The following is an 18,035-nucleotide window of genomic DNA, read 5'->3' on the forward strand; positions in this document are numbered from 1 at the left end:
CGGGACGCCACAACCGGACGTCACCCCGCGGTGTGAAGCTGCTGCTCGATCACCACCCGATAGGTCGACACCTTCGTGTACACCCCGGGCTTGCCCTTGCGCGCGCAGCCCTCGCCCCACGACGTGATGCCGATCAACTTCCCGCCCACCGCCAGCGGTCCGCCCGAATCGCCCTGGCAGGTGTCCCGCCCGCCCTCGGGCACGCCGGCGCACACCATCGCCCCGGACCGGAACAGCCCGTACGACCGGGCGCACGACTCGTCCGACACCACCGGCACCGTCACGCCCCGCAGGTACTTCGACGTCGCGCCCTGCTCGGAGGTGCGGCCCCAGCCCAGCGCCACCGCCGCCGTGCCCGCCGCGTACAGCGCCGGGTCGTCCGCCAGCCCCAACGGCCGCGCGGACGTGGCGCGCGCCAGCGTCACCACGGCGACGTCGTTGCCCCGGTCGGCGGACTGGTAGTCGGGGTGCGTCCAGACCCCGCTCACCGGCAGCGCCTCGCCCTGCCGGTCGTCGGTCTTGTCCTCGCGGCCCACCACGACCCGGGAGATCGTCGGCGCGAGCGCCCCGGTGCAGTGCGCGGCGGTGACCACCTTGGTCGGCGCGACCAGCGTCCCGCCGCAGAACTGCCGCCCGCCCGAGTCGGCCAGGTAGACGACCCACGGGTAGTCGCCGATCGACACCCGCGAGCCACCCACCACCCTGGGGTCGGCGCTCGCCGCGCCCCCGCCCACCAGCGCCAGCACCAGTGCCACCACGAATGCGCGCACAGCCCCTCCTCTGATCGACCGCAACAGATCAGAGGCTAACCCGGATGGACGACACCGCTGGGCCGATCAGCCCAACGCCGGGCGCGTTGCACACTTTCGGCCTACTGGCCGTTGAACTTCGACCGCACCCTGTCCGCCGCGCCGACCAGCACGTCGCCGACCTCGTTGAGCACCTTGACCAGCGGGTCCTCGGAGCGCTGCGCGGAGTCCTTGTACGACTTCGCCGCGGACTTGATGTCCTCGGTGAAGGTCGAGGTGGGCTGGTCGTCGTCCCGCCGCGGGTAGGTGCCGGTGAGGATCTCCCGGTACTCCTCGCCCGCCGCCCAGCGCTGGAGTTCGGCGGCCCGCACGACGGCCATCGGGTGCGTGCTGCGCCAGGTCTTGATCAGCTTCAGCAGGCTGTCCCGGACGTCCTCGACCTGCTCGTACTCCTTGGCCTGCTTGAGGAACTCGGCGGTGTCCACCTGGGACAGGTCCATCCCGCCGGCCAGCGCGACGTGCACCCGCAGCGCCGCCGCCGGGTCCTGGCAGACCAGCAGCCCGGCCCGGTCGCAACTCAGCTCGGTCTTGCGGTACCACTCCAGCAGCGCCGCGATCACCGCGCGCACCGCCCAGAACCCGGCCGGCATCCAGCCCAGCCCGTGCTGCAACTCCATCAGCCGGTACAGGATGGTCTGGTACAGCGCGTGCCCGGACAGCACGTGGCCCATCTCGTGGCCGATCACGAACCGCCGGCTGTCGTTGTCCAGCAGCTCCAGCAGGCCGGTCGACACCACGATGAACGGCTTGTCGATGCCCAGCGTCCGCGCGTACACCTGCGCGTCGCGCTGCACGTACAGCTCCGGCGCCGGGTCGAGGTCCAGCGTGGCCGCCGCCTCCAGCCGGATCCGGTCCAGATCCGGGTACTGCTTCGGCCCCACGCGGATCGCGGAAGCCACGTACATCAGGCGCTCACCCCGCTCGGTGAACGCGCCTGCCACCGCCTGCAACACGGGCCCGATTCCCGGCACCGCGCGCAAGACCGCCAACGCCCCCCTGTCGACCGGGTGTTCGTAGGCCCTCGGGCTGATGCCGGGGAAACGAACACGCGCCGTCGACCGCTCGATCTCCTCACTCATGCCTTCCAGACTGCCACGACCCGCGACCGGCATCTCCCCGAAAGGCTCGATCTGCGTGCACACTGGCGCGATGACCGCAGACGTGCTCGGTACCGACTACGAGACCCGGACGCTGCCGCTGGGCGGCGGGGACGTGACCGCGACGCTGGTCCGCCGCCGCGCCCAGCCCGCGACCAGGGGTGCCGTGTTCTACGTCCACGGCTTCGCCGACTACTTCTTCCAGAAGCACGTCGCCGAGCACTTCACCGCGCGCGGGTACGACTTCTACGCGATCGACCTGCGCGCGTACGGCCGTTCGCTCAAGCCCGGCCAGCCGGCCAACTACGTGGCCGACCTGGCCGAGCACTTCGAGGAGATCGACGCGGCGGTGCGGGTGATCCGCGAGGAGGACCACCACGGGCGGCTGGTGGTGATGGGCCACTCGACCGGCGGGCTGATCACCTCGCTGTGGGCGCACGAGCGCCGCGCGGACGACGTGCTCGACGCGCTGGTGCTCAACAGCCCGTGGCTGGACCTGGCCGAGCCGTGGATCACCCGCACGGTCGGCACCGCGTTCATCCGGGGCATCGGCCGGGTCGCGCCGCACCTGGTGCTGAAGAAGGGCCTGGGCCCGGTGTACGGCGAGAGCATCCACGCCGACCACCACGGGGAGTGGGACTTCGACACGAACTGGAAGCCCGTCGAGGCGTTCCCGGTGCTCGCGGGCTGGCTGCGCGCGGTGCGCCGGGGCCAGGCGCAACTGCACCGGGGGCTGGACGTGCGGGTGCCGGTGCTGGTGCTGCGCTCCGGCCGGAGCCTGCTGCACGGCAAGGCGTGGTCGCCCGAGGCGATGACCGCGGACACCGTGCTCGACGTCGAGCACATGCAGCGGTGGGCCCCGAAGATCGGCCGGGACGTCACCGTGGTGCAGGTGGACAACGGGATGCACGACCTGTTCCTGTCCGCGGAGTCGGTGCGGGAGCGGGCGCTGGCCGAGGTCGACGAGTTCCTGGACCGGATCTAGTCCCCCGCGTCGGGAATCCCGAGGCGTTCGCGGCCTTCCGGTCCGCATTGGACGAACGGGTGCCGGGCGTGGACGTGCGCACCTCGGTCCAGACCCGGGAGCCCGGCGTCCCCGAACGCCAGAGCCAGTCCTCGAAGTGGTGTCGGTTGGTCCGGTTCGATCTCGGGTTGTGGTGCGCTCAAGGCGGAGACCGGTGTGGCGCGGCGGGACCCGCCGGGGCGGTACGGGCCGTGGACGACGGTCCGCACGCGTTTGCGGCGGTGGTCCCGGGACGGCACCCCGTCGCCGGCGGCCGGAGGTGCGGGTGGTCGCCGAGGCGATCGACGAACTCGGCCCGGCTCACGCAGTTCCGCGCCATCACCACCCGCTACGACAACACCCCCACCTCCCACCAGGCCATGATCGACTCGCCACCCCCACCATCCGGCGTTCGGGCCAGGCCCTAGCGCTCGTGCGGCTGCGGGCGGTGGTGCACGTACTCGACCACCGTCCCGTCGGGGTGCCGCGCGGTGAACCCGACGCCGGTCGGCACGTCCACCGGCGGGTCGGTGATCACCGCGCCCTCGGCGGCCAGCCGTTCCAGGTAGCCGGCGACGTCGTCCACGAGCAGGGTGCCGTGCGTGGCCCGGAACGGTGCGACGGTCTCGTCGTCGCCCTCGATGATCAGGAACGCGCCGACGGTCGCCAGGGACAGGCCCTTCTCGGGGTACGGGGTGCGCAGGTCGGCCTCGACGCCCAGGAGCCGTTCGTAGAAGCCGATGGCCTCCTCGATCGTGCCCGGCTGGACGAACGCCCTGATGTACACGCGCGGTTCGGTGCGGTCGGAGGAGTCGGGATCGCGTCGCCACAAGGTCATGGCCTCGATGCTGGCCGGGCCGCGTCCAGCGGGCGAGACAGGCGTTTGTGCGGTGAGCGGCGGTAATAGGCTCGCAGGCATGTCGACCAGACAGGAGTTGGGGCGGTTCCTGCGGGCGCACCGGGCTCTGCTGGCCCCGGCGGACGTCGGGTTGGCGGCGGGCGGGCGGCGGCGGACGCCGGGGCTGCGGCGCGAGGAGGTCGCCGCGCTGTCCGGGGTCGGCCTGGCCTGGTACACGTGGCTGGAGCAGGGCCGGGTGGACACGTCCCGGCAGGTGCTCGACGCGGTGGCGCGCGCGTTGCGGCTGGACCCGGACGCGCACCGGCACGTGCTGGCGCTGGCCGGGCTGCGCGCGCAGCCGGCGGACGTGGACCTCGCCGGGCTGCGGCCGGTGGTGGACGGGCTGACCGCGCCGGCGGCGGTGGTGGACCGGCGGTTCGACGTGGTGGCGGCCAACGACGGGTTCGCCGCGTTGGCGCTGCCCGACCGCAACCTGGTGCTGGCGTTCACCGACCCGGCCTGGCGGGCCCGCACGCCGGACTGGGAGCCGTTGGCGCGCACCGTCTTCCGGCAGTTCCGGGCGCGGGCCGACCGGTCGCCGGACGATCCCCGGTTCGCGGAGTTGTTGCGGGACTTGCGTTCCCGGCGCACCGACCTCGCGCCGTGGTGGGACTGCCGCGCGGTGCAGGAGTTCCGGACGACGGACGCGACCGTGGACGACCGGCCGTGGCGGTTCGCCCTGCTGCGGCCCGGCGAGGACCCGGAGGCCGGCGTGCTGGTGCTCGGCGCGGGTACCCGACCGCCGGCCCGATGACCGCGTCCGCCCGGGACGGGGTGCACAGCGCGCGCGGTCGGCAGCGTGCCGGTCCCGCCCGGTGCGGCGGATCGGCTCGGCGGCGCGTGCGCCGGACCCGCGAATCCCGCGCTGGTAACGCTTCTAGCCCTCGGGCGTGGTCGTCGTCGCGAGCAGGCCGGCTCGCGCGGCGGCGATCGCCGCACGGGCCGAGCGCTCGGCGGTCGCCCGGTCGATCGGCTCGCCGGTGATGAAGATCCGGTAGTAGAGCGGGGCGCAGGTGAGCCGGATCAGCTCGACCGGGTCGGTGTCCGCCGCGAGTTCGCCGCGCCGGATCGCGCGGATCGCGACGACGGCCGCCTGGGCGTGCCGGGCGGCGTAGAAGTCCTCCTTGGCCCGGCGCGCGCGGCTGGACTGCAACGCGGCCGTGACGACCGCCTCCGGGACGGCGCTGCGGGCCGGGTCGGTGAAGACGTCGACGACCTCGGTGGCGAGGGCGATCAGGTCGCCTTCGAGCGTGCCGGTGTCGGGGGCGGGCCACTCCGCGTCGCGGCTGTCGTCGAGGGCGTCGGCGATGAGGACGTCGACGGTGCCCCACCGCCGGTACACGGTCGTCTTGTGCACGCCCGCGCGGTCGGCCACGTTCTCGACGGTCATGCCGAGGTAGCCGCGCCGGACGAGTTCGGCGTAGGTGGCTTCGAGGACGACGGCACGCACGCGGGCGGACCGCCCACCGGGTCGGTTGGTCAACGACGCTCCGTTCTCGCGTGAGGTACCGCAATCCTAACGCAACACGAGTTGCATTAACGACCCCCACAAGGCGACAAAGGCAACACGAGTTGCGCGAACGGCGACACACCTACCCCTAACGCGACACGGGTTGCGTTTAGCGTGTGGACCGTGCCAGGGTTAACGCAACACGAGTTGCGATAGGAGTGGATTTGACGCCCGACCCGAACATCCTGCACCCGTTGTCCGAGCACCCGAGGGTGGTGCTGCTCAAGCCCCTGCTGGAGGGCTCGCCGACGATCGAGGTCGGCGACTACACCTACTACGACGACCCGGAGCACGCGACCGGGTTCGCGACCCGCAACGTCCTGTACGGCTACGGCCGGGAGAAGCTCGTCATCGGCCGGTTCTGCGCGCTGGCCACCGACACCCGGTTCATCATGGCCGGGGCGAACCACCTGACCACGGGCGTCTCCACGTTCCCCTTCACGATCTTCGGCGGCTCCTGGGCGGAGTCCACCGTCGACCTGATGACGAACATGGAGACGCGCGGCGACACGGTCGTCGGCAACGACGTCTGGTTCGGCTACCACACCCTGGTCATGCCGGGCGTGCGGATCGGCGACGGTGCGATCGTCGCGACCGGCGCGGTGGTGACCTCCGACGTCCCGCCCTACACCGTGGTCGGCGGCAACCCCGCCCGACCGGTCAAGCGGCGCTACTCCGACGAGGGCGTCGACCTGCTGCTGCGCGCCGCGTGGTGGGACTGGCCGATCGAACTGGTGACCGCGAACGTCCGCACGATCATGTCCGGCACGCCGGAGCAGGTCGCCGACGTCGCCCGCGCCAACGGCCTGTTCAGGACGGGGTGATCGTCCAGTCGCCGGACGAGGTGACCTGGATGATCGCGGGCCCGGCCAGTTCGACGGTGCCCTCGTACCCGCCGATGTGGTTCACCGCCAACTGGAGCCGGCCGCGTTCGACCGACACCGCCTGCACGATGAAGTTGCCCTCGCCGGAGTTGGTGATCCGCGCCTTGCGGGACGCGCCCAGGAACAGCTGCACGGAGTCGCCCGAGCCCGACATCGGCCCGGTGGCGGTGGCCGCGAGGTCGAACTCGCCGACCGTCGCGGTCCACGCCCCGGTGGCGTTGACGGTCAGCGTCGTCGTGCGGCTGCCGTCGCGGATGTCCAGCCAGCGCACCCCCGTGTACGCGCCGATCTCGTTCACCAGCAGGGATTCGAACCCGTTGGACTTGAGCACGGTGTTGCCGGTGCAGGCGGGGCACTCGAACTTGACGATCTTGAGGCCCGCCGGCCGGTCCAGGGTGATCACGTCGTCGCCGACCCCGGTGTAGACCGACGGCGGGACGGGCGGCCGGGTGGTCGTGGTGACCGCCGGCGTCGGTTCCGCGGCCTTGACCAGCTCGGGCGCGGACGTCGTCGCCGGCGTGGCGGTGGTCGAGGCGCCCAGCCTCGTGTTCGCACCCGGTCGGCTGGTCGCCACCGCCCCCACCAGCAGGAGGCCGACCACCCCGACCACGATCCACGGCCACTTCGGCGTCTTCTTCCGGACCGGCGGACCACCCCACGGCGGCCCGCCGACGCCGTGCTGCCCCACCCACCCCGGCTGACCGGTCCAACCCGGCTGACCGGTCCACCCCTGCGGTGCGCCCGGGATCCGGCCGGGCACGCCCTGATGGCCGGCGGGGGCCTGCGGTGCGCCGGCGGCCGGCGGCGTCCAGCCGTGCGGCGGAGTTGCCCCGAACGGGGGTGGGGTGCCGGGCGGCAGACCGGACGGGTCGGTCGGTGGCTGCGTCATGGTGATGTCCGTATTCGTCGGCCCGGCTGGTGATCCGCCGGATGACCGGTCCTTCGACGTTTGGACACCGAGCGTTATGGGAATGATCGATATTCACCCGATCGAACGCATCAAGGTCCGGGTGGCCGCTGGGGACCAGTCGATCGGTCTAGCGCCTTCGCCGTCGCCGGGCGCGATCATTGTCCGGCGCGAGGGAGGTCGCCCATGGCCGACGAGCAGGCCGACGAACGGGAAGAGTTCAACCGCTACTGCGACGTGACCATGCGGGGCGGGACCACGAGCGGCGTGGTCTACCCGTGGGCGGTGGTCGAACTGGCCCGGCACTACCGGTTCCGGTCGTTGGGCGGGGCGTCGGCCGGGGCGATCGCCGCCGCCTTCACCGCCGCCGCCGAGAAGGGGCGCGAGCGCGGCGGGTTCGACAAGCTCGCCGAGACGATCCGGTGGTTCGCCGCGCCCGGCTGGCGGATGGCCCAGCTGTTCCAGCCCGCCGAGTCGACCCGCAAGCTGTACCGGATCGTCGCGGCCTCCATGCAGTCCCGGGGCACCACCGGCCGCAGCGCGACCACGTGCCTGGTCCTCGCCCTGTTCGCGGCGATCGGGTACCGGGCCAAGGTCTCGCTGGCGCTGGCCGTCCTGCTGTGGCTGGCCGGACCGACCGCGTGGTTCCTGGCGGTCGGTTGGGGCGGCACGCCGAGCTGGGTCCTGATCGCGGTGATCGCGGTGGTCGCGGTCGTGGTGCCGCCGATCCTGGTGCGGGTGCGGCCGAGGCGGCGGTCCACCGCGTCCGGGTGGTCGGCGTGGGTTCGCCGGCTGGGCACGGCGCTGCTGCTGATCGTCCCGCTGATCCCCGTCCTGCTCCTGATGTCCTTGAGCCTCGGAGACTTCGCTTCGCTGGCGGTGGCCGTCGTGTGGTGGGTGGTGCTCGGGTTCGCGTTCGTCAGCGCGGTGGCCGTCACCTACCTGTTGGGGGCCAAGCGGTTCCTCGACCGGATGGCGACGAAGGTCCACTTCGGACTCGTGCCGGGCACGGGCGCGGTGAAGGCGAACTTCTGGGACCGGCGGTGCGGGGTGCCCGCGTCGACCGGGGTGCCGCCGATCGCGGACTGGTTCTCCGCCAAGCTCGACGAGCTGTCCGGCGTCACCGACCTGAAGTTCTCGCACCTCACCACGAACCTGGTGCTGATGACGACGGACCTGTCCGAGGGCCGGCCGTACCGGCTGCCGTTCACCGAGCCCGCCGCGCCGTGGCTGTACTGCGCCGCGTGCCTGGGCAACGTCCTGCCCGAACGGGTCGTGCGCGCGACCGGCGGCGCGGACACCGACCACCGCTGCCCACTGCACCCGGACCTCGCGCTGCGCGTGCTGCCCGCCGACCTGCCGGTCGCGCTGGCGGTGCGGATGAGCATGCCGTTACCCGGCCTGATCGCGGCGGTGCCGCTGTGCCGGGCGGAACCCGAGCCCCGGCTGCACTGGTTCTCCGACGGCGGGATCACCAGCAACTTCCCGATCCACTTCTTCGACACGCTGCTGCCGCGCTGGCCGACGTTCGGCCTCACCCTCGGCCCGTACCCCGGCCCGGACGCGCCCCCGGTGTGGCTGCCCGCGCAGGACGCGGCGACCTCCGGCCGGCCGTGGACGGCGATCGGCGGGGTGGGCCGCTTCGCGGCGGCCATCCTGAACACGATGATGGACTGGCGGGACACCATGCAGTCCGCGCTGCCCGGCTACCGGGGCCGGATCGCGCACGTCCGGCTGGCCGACCACGAGGGCGGCACGAACCTGTTCATGCGCCCGGAGACGATCCTGGCGCTGGCCGAGCGCGGCAGGCTGGCGGGCGAGCTGCTGCGCACCCGCTTCACCGCCGACGACGCGGCCGACACCGACCGCTACCGCTGGATCCGGATGCGCCTGGCGATGCGCGAGTACCAGCAGCTCGGCGAGCAGGCCCGGCGGCGCAGCGAGCTGTACAAGGACCTCGCGGAGGACTACCCGATCCCGGACGACCTGAAGGGCTGGTTCGAGGTGCCGCCGTCCGGCGCGGACCCGAACGCCACCGACATCGCGCTGGTGCTCGACGCGCTGGGCGCGGTCGGGTCCACCCGGTTCGACGGCGAACCCCCGGTGGACCCGGACCTGCGGCTGACCCCGCCGGAGTGAGCCCGGACCCGGTCCCGCCCGGAGCACCCGGGCGGGACCGGCCCGGTTCAGTCCAGGTCGAGGTTGAGCAGGGCGTTCTCCACGACCTCGGGCATCCCGGGGTGGATCCAGTACTGCCCCCGGGCCACCGACCTCGCGTCCTGCCCGAAGCTCATCGCCTGGACGAGGGGCTGGATCACGCTGGACGCCTGCGGCCCGATGACGTGCGCGCCGAGCAGCTGCCCGGTCGCCGGGTCGGCCAGCACCTTGGCGAACCCGGTGGTGTCCTCCATCGCCCAGCCGTAGGCGATGGCGGCGTAGTCCTGCTTCGCCGCCACGTACCGCGCGCCGCGCGCCTTCGCCTGCTCCTCGGTCAGCCCGACCGAGGCGATCTGCGGCGAGGAGAACACCGCCGACGGCACGAACCGGTGGTCCGCCGCGATCGGGGCGTCGGGGTGCAGCAGGTTGTGCTGGACCACCCGCGCCTCGTGGTTGGCCACGTGCTTGAGCTGGTGCTCCGAGCTGATGTCGCCCAGCGCGAAGACGCCCTCGGCGGACGTCCGCTGGTACTCGTCCACCACGACCCGGCCGTCCGGGTGCACGTCGACGCCGGCGGCGGCCAGGTCGAGCAGGTCGGAGTTCGGCGTGCGGCCGACCGCGACGAGCAGTTCGTCCGACCCGACGACCTCGGCGCCCTCCGGGCCCTCCAGGTGCAGCCGCACCTCGCCGTCGACGCGTTCGGCGCGCACGGCCTTGCGGCCCAGGCGCACGTCCCACTTGCCGGCGGCGATGTCGGTGAACCGGGCGGCGACGTCGTGGTCCTCGTTGCGCAGCAGCAGGTTCGAGCGGCCCACCACGGTCACCGCGACGCCGAACGACGAGAACACGTGCGCGAACTCGGCCGCGACGAACCCGCTGCCCAGGATGGTCAGCCGCGCCGGCAGGGCGTCGAGCCGCATGATCGTGTCCGACGTGTGGTAGCCGGTGGTCGCCAGGTCGGCGACGTCGGGCAGCACCGGGCGCGAGCCCGCCGCCAGCACGAACCGGTCGGCGGTGATCACCTCGCCGGTGCCGGTGTCCAGCGCCTTGGGGCCGACGAACCGCGCGGTGCCCTCGAACACGGTGGTGTTCGGGTTCTCCTCCGCGCGCCAGCGCCGCCCGCCCGCGGAGATGGGGTCGATGCGGCCGAAGATCCGGTCGCGCACGTCCGTCCACCGGACGCCGTCGAGGGTCGCGTCCACGCCCAGGCGCGCACCCGCGGCGGGCGTGGCGGCCACGTCGGCGGTGTGCACGAACATCTTGGTGGGGATGCACCCGACGTTCAGGCACGTGCCGCCGAACACGCCCTTCTCGACGATCGCGATGTCCCAGCCCGCGAATCGCTCGTCGGCGATCGAGTTGCCGGAGCCGGAGCCGATGATGACCAGGTCGAAGTGCCTCACACCCTGGTGGAACCCCGGACGCGAGGCGCTCATTCCCGGCTCAGCTCGCATACGTCGGGGTGATGATCGCGCGGGCCAGCGTGTGGAACGCCAGGTTGAAGGCCACCACGGCGGGCGACGAGTCCGGCGTCACGTCCAACCGCTCCACGTCGACCGCGTGCACCACGAAGCAGTACCGGTGGGCCCGGTCGCCGGGCGGCGGCGCGGCACCGCCGAACGACCGGGTGCCGTAGTCGTTGCGCACGTGGAACGCGCCGACCGGCAGGGTGTCGTCGGACGCGCCCGCGCCGGTGTCCAGCGAGGTGGCCGAGGCGGGCAGGTTCACCGCGACCCAGTGCCAGAACCCGGACGGCGTGGGCGCGTCCGGGTCGAAGCAGGAGACCACGAAGCTCTTGGTGCCGGCCGGGAAGCCCGACCAGGACAGCTGCGGCGAGGTGTCGCCGGCCGCGTGCACCTGGGCCTCCGGCAGGGTCTCGCCGTCGCGCACGTCGTCGGACGTCACGTCGAACGCCGCCACGACGGGCAGCAGCGAGTAGGGGTCGGGAGCGACGGGGCGCTCAAGGCTCATCGGATTCCTCCACACTCGGGTCGACCGGACCCTACCGCCGGCCGAACCGGGTCGCAGATTCGTCACGGGCAACCCCGGAGCCCCGGGAAACGTCTCAAAATGTGTGTAAGGCACCCTGTCTCCGCAGGGGTTTGCCGAGTCCACGGGGGGATCACCGGCTATGCGCAGAATCAGAGTGGCGGTCGCGATCGCGCTCGCCGTCGTCACGGTGGCGTGCGGCGCGGAACCGGTGGCGCGACCGGCGTCCACCACGTCCACGACCACCACCACGACGACCGTGACTACCACCACACCGCCGACTGCGGTGCCCGGTCCCGGCGGCGTGACGGTCCCGGTGTTCCAGCACCCGTACAAGTTCGGCACCGCGCAGGCGAAGGCCCCGGCGTCGCCGGACGGGCTGCTGCCGGTGGTGCGGCGGATCGAGACCGACAAGCCCTACGTGTTCATCACCATCGACGACGGCGCGATCCGCCACCCGGCGGCGCTGGAGCTGATGCGCTCGTCGAACGTGCAGCCGTCGCTGTTCCTCAACACCAAGCACGTCCAGGACGGGCCGCCGTTCTTCAAGGCGTTGCAGGACGAGGCGGGCGCGAAGGTGCACGCGCACACCAACACCCACCCGAACCTCCAGGGCAAGGGCTACGAGTTCCAGAAGCAGGAGATCTGCGGCAACGCCGACTACCTCCAGGGCCAGCTGGGCGTGCGGCCCAAGCTGTTCCGGCCGCCGTTCGGCAACTACGACGGCACCACCCGGCGCGCGGCCACCGACTGCGGGTTCGCCGCGCTGGTCATGTGGACGGCGGCGGTGAACGACGGCGTGGTGCAGTTCCAGGCCGGCGGCAAGCTCAACGCGGGCGACATCGTGCTGATGCACTTCCGGCAGACGTTCGTGGAGGACTTCGTCGCGTTCCTCAACCGGTGCAAGCAGGACGGCCTGACGCCGGTCCCGCTGGAGGACTTCCTGTCCACCACCCAGCCCTAGCGATCTTGCCAGGGCATGAAGTCCCGGTGAACGTCAGGCCATGCCGGAAACCCCGGGCGGACCGCGACCGAGAATTCGGTGTGCAGATGCTGCGGTCCGCGCTGGACTTCCTCGGTGGTCCCGGTCCGGTGGCGCTCGCGATCGCGCTGCTGTTCGCGACCCCGGTCATCGACCGGCTGTTCGTGCGCCGCAAACGCGTCGGGTTCCGAGTGCTGTACAACTCCAAGATCGGCCTGGGCCCCGAACAGCTGCACGACGGGACCGACGCGCACGCGCCGCAGCTGGGCGAACTGGTGCGCGTGCTGGACCGGATGTCGATCGTGGTGATCCGGGTGCGCAACTCCGGCACCTACGACATCGACACCGACGACTTCGACAAGCCGCTGACGTTCACGTTCGGCAGCCGGGTGGTGTGGAACGCGCGGGTCTCCGAGGCCGGGTCCGAGGAGCTGCGCGCCGAGGTGCGGCGCAGCCTCCAGTTCTTCGGCCGGGAGGCGGGCCAGGTCCGCGCGCCGCTGACCACCGTGCGGGAGCGGATGGCGCTGAGCGTGGGCCGGCTGTTCCGCGCCGGCCCGGACCGCCCGCCCGCCGTGGCCGAACCGGTCTGGCACGGGGTGCGGCTGGACGGCTTGACGTTGCGCCGCAAGCAGAAGTTCAAGCTGCTGGTGGTGCTGCGCGAGCCGGACGGCAACCGGAGCGGCGAGCTGGGCAAGGAGGTCAAGGTCTCGGGCAGCCTCGGCGGCGCGGGCGTGCTGCACGACGAGAAGCAGGAGCGTTTGCTCACCCTGCCCCGGCTGACCGGCGGTCTGGCCGCGCTGCTGGCGGGCGTGCTTGTGCTGACCCTGGCGTGGGCGCCGGAGAGCCAGGACCCGACCGTGGCGTGCGGCACCGGCACGTTGCGGGTCGAGGGGTCCAGCGTGTTCATGCCGACCATGGCCAGGATCGCCGAGCAGTACGTGAAAGCCTGCCCGCAGGCGCACGTCGAGACCGAGGCCACCGGCAGCATCGCGGGCGTCCGGGCGGTCGCCGCGGCCGAGCCGGGGCGGGCGCTGATCGCGCTGTCGGACGGCAAGCAGGAGACCCGCGACGTGGTGGCGCAGCAGGCCGCGATCGTGGTCTACCACGTGGTGGTGCACGACTCGGTGGGCCTCGACGCGCTCACCCTGGAGCAGCTGCGCGGCATCTACACCGGCCAGTACACCGACTGGCGGCAACTGCGCGGCGGCGATCCGCTGCCCATCCGGATCGTCGGCCGGGGCAGTGAGTCCGGCACGCGGGAGCTGTTCGAGCGCCGCGTGCTGGGCACCACGGAAGGCGCGCTGTCGTCCAACGACTGCCGCACCCAGGACCGCGACCCGCAGGCCAAGGTGATCCGGTGCGAGCGGGACAAGAACAGCGACGTGGTGCACGAGATCGCCGCCGTCGAGGGCGCGATCGGGTACGCCGACGCGCCGTCCGTGGCCGAGGCCCGCAAGACCGACAAGCTGACCGCGTTGTCGTTGGACGGCAAGGTGTTCGACGCCGTCGCCGGGGTGGACACGGGCTACCAGTTCTGGACCGTCGAGTACCTGTACACCAGGACGCAGCCGGCCGAGGACTCGTTGCAGGCCAAGTTCATCACCTACGCGCGCGAGCACGACGACGCCCGCATCCGGATGAAGGACGCGGGCTACCTGCCGTGCCGGACGCCCGAGGGCGGCCCGTTGGAGCTGTGCAACCTCCGCTAGATCACGGTGATCGTGAGGACCGCCGCGTAGCCACCGGCTTTGGTCGACGTGGGGGCGTGCAGCGTGAGGTCGGCGGTGAGCACGGCGGTGCCCGAGCCGTGCGGCGTGGACGCCAGGACGCGGGAGTCCCGCAGCCCGGACCCGTCCGGCACGGGTGCGCCCGGCAGCACGGCCGGCGCGGGCGGCACCACCGCGCCCTCGACCAGGGACTGGGTCGGCGACCGGTCGAGGACCCTCGGCGACCAGCCGAGGTTCGCGCCGTCGATCACCTCGCCGAGCGCCGAGCGGAAGTCGGTGACCTGGCCGGACAGGCTCCAGCCGGGGCTGCCCGCGCGGGTGTCGGTGACCCGGACGGGGCGCAGCGCGCCGGACGTGACCAGGCGCGCGCCGTCGGCGGTCGGCACGGGTGAGGGCAGCACCACCTCACCGGGCTCGACGGACAGCAGCAACTCGCCCGGCAGCACCTCCGTGGTGATCGATTCGCCCGCCGGCCCGTCCGCGCACGGCTCGACGCGCGCACCGGGCACCCGGCCGAGCCGGGCCACCGCCGCCCGCGCCAGGTCCGGACCCAGCGCCACGTACCCGGCGGCCTCCACCGCCGAGCGCCCCTCGCACACCCCGAACCGGAAGAACGCCGCCACGGCCTCCCCGTGCGCGGCGGTGGTCGCGGCGGTCACCCCGGTCGGCACGACCGCGTAGGTGAGGCGGGACAACGGGTACGAGCGCGGGTCCTGCTCCGCGTGCGCCGCGCCGAACCCCGCCACGCCGCCCGCCGGGACCACCGTGGACCCCAACGCGGCCGACACGGACTCGGCACTCGGCCGGGTGTACTGCCCGGCCGGGTTGCGCAGCGCGGCGACCGGCACACCCGCGTTGCGCAGGTAGGCCTGCGGTGCGAGCCCGATCGCCCCCGGCAGCGCCCGCAGCGCGTTGGCGACGCCGAGCGCACCGGCGACCGACCGGAACCCGGGCAGCAGCGGGAAGAACTGGGTGGGCGCGCACGGCACGCTCCGCTCGGCACGGGCGCAGAGGTCGTTCCACCGGTCCGGGAACCGGGCCGCGAGCCACGTGGTGAACTGGAGGGTGTCGGCGTTGCCGTCCGAGCGCACCAGGGGCACCACCGGCAGCGCGGGCAGCGCGACGCCGGGGTTGGCGGCGGCGACCGCCGGGTCGGACCAGTCGGTGATCGTCCCGGTGAAGATCCCGGCCAGCGCCTCCTCCGACAACCGCAGGTCCACCGGCAGCCGGTGGCCCGCGGCGAGCGCGTCCGCCGCGACCGGCACGTAGTCGAACGGCCGGTCCGGCACCGGGTCGTCCACCTCGGACAACCCGTAAGGCAGCTCGGTCACCGCGAACCGCACCTGGTCGCGCCGGAACTGGTTGCGCCCGTCGGTGGCCCCGGTGGCCGCGTACGACACCCGCAGCCCCGACCCGCGCGCCGCCACCCGCCACGACTCGACCAGGGCGGCGGGCCCGGTCGAGCCCGCGCCGGAGACCGGCGCGTCCGGCGCGGCGACCGCACTGCCCGCACCGCACACCACGGCCACCAGGCACACCAACACGACTCTGACGAACAACGCGTCCCCCCTGGTGATCCACCGGAACCCGCACGGTGGGCCACGCCGGTGACGGGACGGCGACCACGAACCCCACAGCGGACGGCGGACAGGCGGACTCGGCGGACCGGGACACCCCGATCCGCCGAGCCGTGCCCGGGCCTCACGCCGCCGCGGTCGCCGCCGTCGGCTCCAACGCGAGGTCCAGCACCTCGCGGACGTCGCCCACCAGGTGCACGGTGAGCGCGTCGCGCACCTCCGCCGGCACGTCGTCCAGGTCGGGCTCGTTGCGCTGCGGCAGCAGCACGGTGGTGATGCCCGCCCGGTGCGCGGCGAGCAGCTTCTGCTTCACCCCGCCGATCGGCAGCACCCGCCCGGTCAGCGACACCTCGCCGGTCATCGCCACGTCCGCCCGCACCGGCCGCCCGGACAGCAGCGACGCCAGCGCCGTCGTCATCGTCACGCCCGCCGACGGCCCGTCCTTGGGCACCGCGCCCGCCGGCACGTGGATGTGCACGCCCCGGTCGGCCAGCGCCTCCGCCCGGTCGTCGTGCGAGCGCAGGTAGGACAGCGCGATCTGGGCCGACTCCTTCATCACCTCGCCCAGCTGGCCGGTCAGCGTGACACCCGCCGACCCGGTGCCCAGCGAAGCCAGCGACGCCTCCACGAACAGCACGTCACCGCCCGCGCCGGTCACCGCGAGCCCGGTCGCCACGCCCGGCACCGCCGTGCGCTCGGCCGACTCCGGCGTGAACTTCGGCGAGCCCAGGTACCCGCGCAGGTCCGGCACGTCCACCGCGACCGGCAGCGCGGCCTCGTCCAGCGCGACCCGCGCGGTCACCTTGCGCAGCACGCGCGCCAACGACCGTTCGAGCTGCCGGACCCCGGCCTCGCGGGTGTACTCGCCCGCCAGCTTGCGCAGCGCGTCCTCGGTGACGGCCACGTCCTCGCCGGTCAGCCCGGCCCGTTCGACCTGGCGCGGCAGCAGGTGGTCGCGCGCGATGGTCACCTTCTCGTCCTCGGTGTAGCCGTCGAGCCGCACCAGCTCCATCCGGTCCAGCAGCGGGCCGGGGATCGACTCCAGGACGTTGGCCGTGGCCAGGAACACCACGTCCGACAGGTCCAGCTCGACCTCCAGGTAGTGGTCGCGGAAGGTGTGGTTCTGCGCCGGGTCGAGCACCTCCAGCAGCGCCGCCGTCGGGTCGCCCCGGTAGTCCGCGCCGACCTTGTCGATCTCGTCGAGCAGCACCACCGGGTTCATCGAGCCCGCCTCGGCGATCGCCCGCACGATCCGCCCGGGCAGCGCGCCCACGTAGGTGCGCCGGTGACCCCGGATCTCGGCCTCGTCCCGGACGCCGCCCAGCGCGACCCGGACGAACTCGCGCCCCATCGCCCGCGCGACCGACTCGCCCAGCGACGTCTTGCCCACCCCGGGCGGCCCGACCAGCGCGAGCACCGCGCCGGAGCGCCGCCCGCCGACCACGCCCATGCCCCGGTCGGCCCGCCGACGGCGCACCGCGAGGTACTCGGTGATGCGCTCCTTCACGTCGTCCAGGCCCGCGTGGTCGGCGTCCAGCACGGCCCGCGCGCCCGCGATGTCGTAGGAGTCCTCGGTCCGCGAGTTCCACGGCAGTTCCAGCACCGTGTCCAGCCAAGTCCGGATCCACCCGGTCTCGGGGGACTGGTCGGAGGTCCGCTCCAGCTTGTCCACCTCGGCCAGGGCCGCCTTGCGCACGTTCTCGGGCAGGTCCGCGCCCTCGACCCGGGCCCGGTAGTCCTGCTCCTCGGTGGCGGGCTTGCCGTCCAGCTCGGCGAGTTCCTTGCGGATCGCGGAGAGCTGCTGGCGCAGCAGGAACTCGCGCTGCTGCTTCTCGACGCCTTCCTTCACGTCCTTGCGGATGGTCTCCGCCACGTCCAGCTCGGTGAGGTGCTCGCGGCCCCACACCAGCAGCTTCTCCAGGCGCTCGGCGACGTCGCTGGTCTCCAGCAGCCAGACCTTCTGCGCGTCGCTCAGGTAGGAGGCGTACCCGGCGAGGTCGGCGAGCGCGGACGGCTCGTCCACCTGCTGCACCGAGTCCACGACCTGCCACGCACCGCGCTGCTGGAGGATCGTGGTCACCAGCGCCCGGTACTCGCGCGCCAGCTCCAGCGTCCGGTCGTCCACGGGCGACTCGTCCGCGACCGTCGCCTCCACCCACAGGGCCGCCCCGGGCCCGGTGGTCCCGGTCCCGATCCGCACCCGTTCGGTGCCCCGGACGACCGCCGCCCGTTCACCCCCGGACAGCCGTCCGACCTGCTCGATCACCGCCAACGTGCCGACCTTGGCGTACTTGCCGTCCAGCCGTGGCACGAGCAGCACCCGGGCCGGCCCGTCCCCGGCCGAAGCGGCCTCGACCGCGGCCCGCGCCTCGGCGGTGGCGTCCGAGCCGGTGAGCCGGATCGGCACGACCATGCCGGGGAGCACGACCACGTCGTCCAGCGGCAGGACCGGCAGCGCCAACGTCTCACCCATGTCGACCTCCAAAGTTGAGTCT

General features: G+C 73.0%; 15 protein-coding genes. 6 read left to right on the forward strand and 9 right to left on the reverse strand.

The features are described from left to right. Window positions 1-20: 20 nt before the first annotated feature. Both AC0HI0_RS26740 and AC0HI0_RS26745 read right to left on the reverse strand, forming a co-directional pair. Complete coding sequence (locus tag AC0HI0_RS26740) at window positions 21-770, reverse strand: S1 family peptidase (protein WP_480926257.1); 750 nt, start codon at window positions 768-770, stop codon at window positions 21-23. 101 nt (window positions 771-871) lie between these two features. After that, window positions 872-1,888 carry a M48 family metallopeptidase gene (locus tag AC0HI0_RS26745; RefSeq protein ID WP_480926258.1) on the reverse strand — a complete coding sequence of 339 codons (1,017 nt, stop codon included), beginning with the start codon at window positions 1,886-1,888 and terminating at the stop codon, window positions 872-874. 70 nt (window positions 1,889-1,958) lie between these two features. Here AC0HI0_RS26745 and AC0HI0_RS26750 point away from each other — a divergent pair, with 70 nt between their 5' ends. After that, window positions 1,959-2,891: an alpha/beta hydrolase gene (locus AC0HI0_RS26750; RefSeq protein ID WP_480926259.1), complete on the forward strand. Its 933-nt coding sequence runs from the start codon at window positions 1,959-1,961 to the stop codon at window positions 2,889-2,891. A gap of 442 nt (window positions 2,892-3,333) precedes the next feature. On the opposite strand, the gene AC0HI0_RS26755 is transcribed toward AC0HI0_RS26750, so the two are convergent. Further along, a complete protein-coding gene (locus AC0HI0_RS26755; protein WP_480926260.1) occupies window positions 3,334-3,747 on the reverse strand; it encodes a VOC family protein in 414 nt (137 codons plus the stop codon). A gap of 79 nt (window positions 3,748-3,826) precedes the next feature. On the opposite strand from AC0HI0_RS26755, the gene AC0HI0_RS26760 reads away from it, so the two are divergent. Continuing rightward, window positions 3,827-4,561, forward strand: coding sequence for a helix-turn-helix domain-containing protein (locus tag AC0HI0_RS26760; RefSeq protein WP_480926261.1), 735 nt, complete (start codon window positions 3,827-3,829; stop codon window positions 4,559-4,561). A 123-nt stretch (window positions 4,562-4,684) separates the two neighbouring features. Here AC0HI0_RS26760 and AC0HI0_RS26765 read toward each other — a convergent pair whose 3' ends face one another. Then, complete coding sequence (locus tag AC0HI0_RS26765) at window positions 4,685-5,290, reverse strand: TetR/AcrR family transcriptional regulator (protein WP_480926262.1); 606 nt, start codon at window positions 5,288-5,290, stop codon at window positions 4,685-4,687. Between the two features lie 191 nt (window positions 5,291-5,481). Between AC0HI0_RS26765 and AC0HI0_RS26770 the strand changes: the two genes are divergently transcribed. Next, the gene (locus AC0HI0_RS26770) at window positions 5,482-6,141 is read left to right on the forward strand and encodes a CatB-related O-acetyltransferase (protein WP_480926263.1); all 660 of its coding nucleotides are present in this window, start codon (window positions 5,482-5,484) and stop codon (window positions 6,139-6,141) included. Here AC0HI0_RS26770 and AC0HI0_RS26775 read toward each other — a convergent pair. Next, window positions 6,128-7,090, reverse strand: a complete 963-nt coding sequence (locus AC0HI0_RS26775) for a hypothetical protein (RefSeq protein WP_480926264.1) — start codon at window positions 7,088-7,090, stop codon at window positions 6,128-6,130. The genes AC0HI0_RS26770 and AC0HI0_RS26775 overlap by 14 nt on opposite strands. A gap of 204 nt (window positions 7,091-7,294) precedes the next feature. Here AC0HI0_RS26775 and AC0HI0_RS26780 point away from each other — a divergent pair, with 204 nt between their 5' ends. Then, window positions 7,295-9,247 (forward strand): patatin, encoded by a 1,953-nt coding sequence (locus AC0HI0_RS26780; RefSeq protein ID WP_480926265.1) that lies wholly within the window; start codon window positions 7,295-7,297, stop codon window positions 9,245-9,247. Between the two features lie 47 nt (window positions 9,248-9,294). Here the strand turns inward: AC0HI0_RS26780 and AC0HI0_RS26785 are convergent, their stop codons facing one another. Together AC0HI0_RS26785 and AC0HI0_RS26790 are read right to left on the reverse strand one after the other, a co-directional pair. After that, window positions 9,295-10,668 carry a mycothione reductase gene (locus tag AC0HI0_RS26785; protein WP_480926266.1) on the reverse strand — a complete coding sequence of 458 codons (1,374 nt, stop codon included), beginning with the start codon at window positions 10,666-10,668 and terminating at the stop codon, window positions 9,295-9,297. A gap of 40 nt (window positions 10,669-10,708) precedes the next feature. Next, the gene (locus tag AC0HI0_RS26790) at window positions 10,709-11,236 is read right to left on the reverse strand and encodes a YbhB/YbcL family Raf kinase inhibitor-like protein (RefSeq protein WP_480926267.1); all 528 of its coding nucleotides are present in this window, start codon (window positions 11,234-11,236) and stop codon (window positions 10,709-10,711) included. A 160-nt stretch (window positions 11,237-11,396) separates the two neighbouring features. Here AC0HI0_RS26790 and AC0HI0_RS26795 point away from each other — a divergent pair, with 160 nt between their 5' ends. Next, window positions 11,397-12,218 (forward strand): polysaccharide deacetylase family protein, encoded by an 822-nt coding sequence (locus AC0HI0_RS26795; protein WP_480926268.1) that lies wholly within the window; start codon window positions 11,397-11,399, stop codon window positions 12,216-12,218. A gap of 86 nt (window positions 12,219-12,304) precedes the next feature. Further along, window positions 12,305-13,945 (forward strand): substrate-binding domain-containing protein, encoded by a 1,641-nt coding sequence (locus AC0HI0_RS26800; protein ID WP_480934398.1) that lies wholly within the window; start codon window positions 12,305-12,307, stop codon window positions 13,943-13,945. Here the strand turns inward: AC0HI0_RS26800 and AC0HI0_RS26805 are convergent. After that, a complete protein-coding gene (locus tag AC0HI0_RS26805) occupies window positions 13,942-15,522 on the reverse strand; it encodes a substrate-binding domain-containing protein (RefSeq protein WP_480926269.1) in 1,581 nt (526 codons plus the stop codon). The two genes, AC0HI0_RS26800 and AC0HI0_RS26805, sit on opposite strands and share 4 nt — an antisense overlap. A 142-nt stretch (window positions 15,523-15,664) precedes the next feature. Continuing rightward, a complete protein-coding gene (lon, locus tag AC0HI0_RS26810) occupies window positions 15,665-18,013 on the reverse strand; it encodes an endopeptidase La (protein WP_480926270.1) in 2,349 nt (782 codons plus the stop codon). Window positions 18,014-18,035 lie beyond the last annotated feature (22 nt).

The organism is Saccharothrix sp. NBAS 001, from assembly GCF_056640475.1.

Bases quoted from the DNA above. Each gene is read 5' to 3' on its own strand.
- AC0HI0_RS26745 (WP_480926258.1), bottom strand. From the start codon at position 1,888: ATGAGTGAGGAGATCGAGCGGTCGACGGCGCGTGTTCGTTTCCCCGGC.
- AC0HI0_RS26750 (WP_480926259.1), top strand. From the start codon at position 1,959: ATGACCGCAGACGTGCTCGGTACCGACTACGAGACCCGGACGCTGCCG.
- AC0HI0_RS26755 (WP_480926260.1), bottom strand. From the start codon at position 3,747: ATGACCTTGTGGCGACGCGATCCCGACTCCTCCGACCGCACCGAACCG.
- AC0HI0_RS26760 (WP_480926261.1), top strand. From the start codon at position 3,827: ATGTCGACCAGACAGGAGTTGGGGCGGTTCCTGCGGGCGCACCGGGCT.
- AC0HI0_RS26775 (WP_480926264.1), bottom strand. From the start codon at position 7,090: ATGACGCAGCCACCGACCGACCCGTCCGGTCTGCCGCCCGGCACCCCA.
- AC0HI0_RS26780 (WP_480926265.1), top strand. From the start codon at position 7,295: ATGGCCGACGAGCAGGCCGACGAACGGGAAGAGTTCAACCGCTACTGC.
- AC0HI0_RS26790 (WP_480926267.1), bottom strand. From the start codon at position 11,236: ATGAGCCTTGAGCGCCCCGTCGCTCCCGACCCCTACTCGCTGCTGCCC.
- AC0HI0_RS26795 (WP_480926268.1), top strand. From the start codon at position 11,397: ATGCGCAGAATCAGAGTGGCGGTCGCGATCGCGCTCGCCGTCGTCACG.
- AC0HI0_RS26800 (WP_480934398.1), top strand. From the start codon at position 12,305: ATGCTGCGGTCCGCGCTGGACTTCCTCGGTGGTCCCGGTCCGGTGGCG.
- lon (WP_480926270.1), bottom strand. From the start codon at position 18,013: ATGGGTGAGACGTTGGCGCTGCCGGTCCTGCCGCTGGACGACGTGGTC.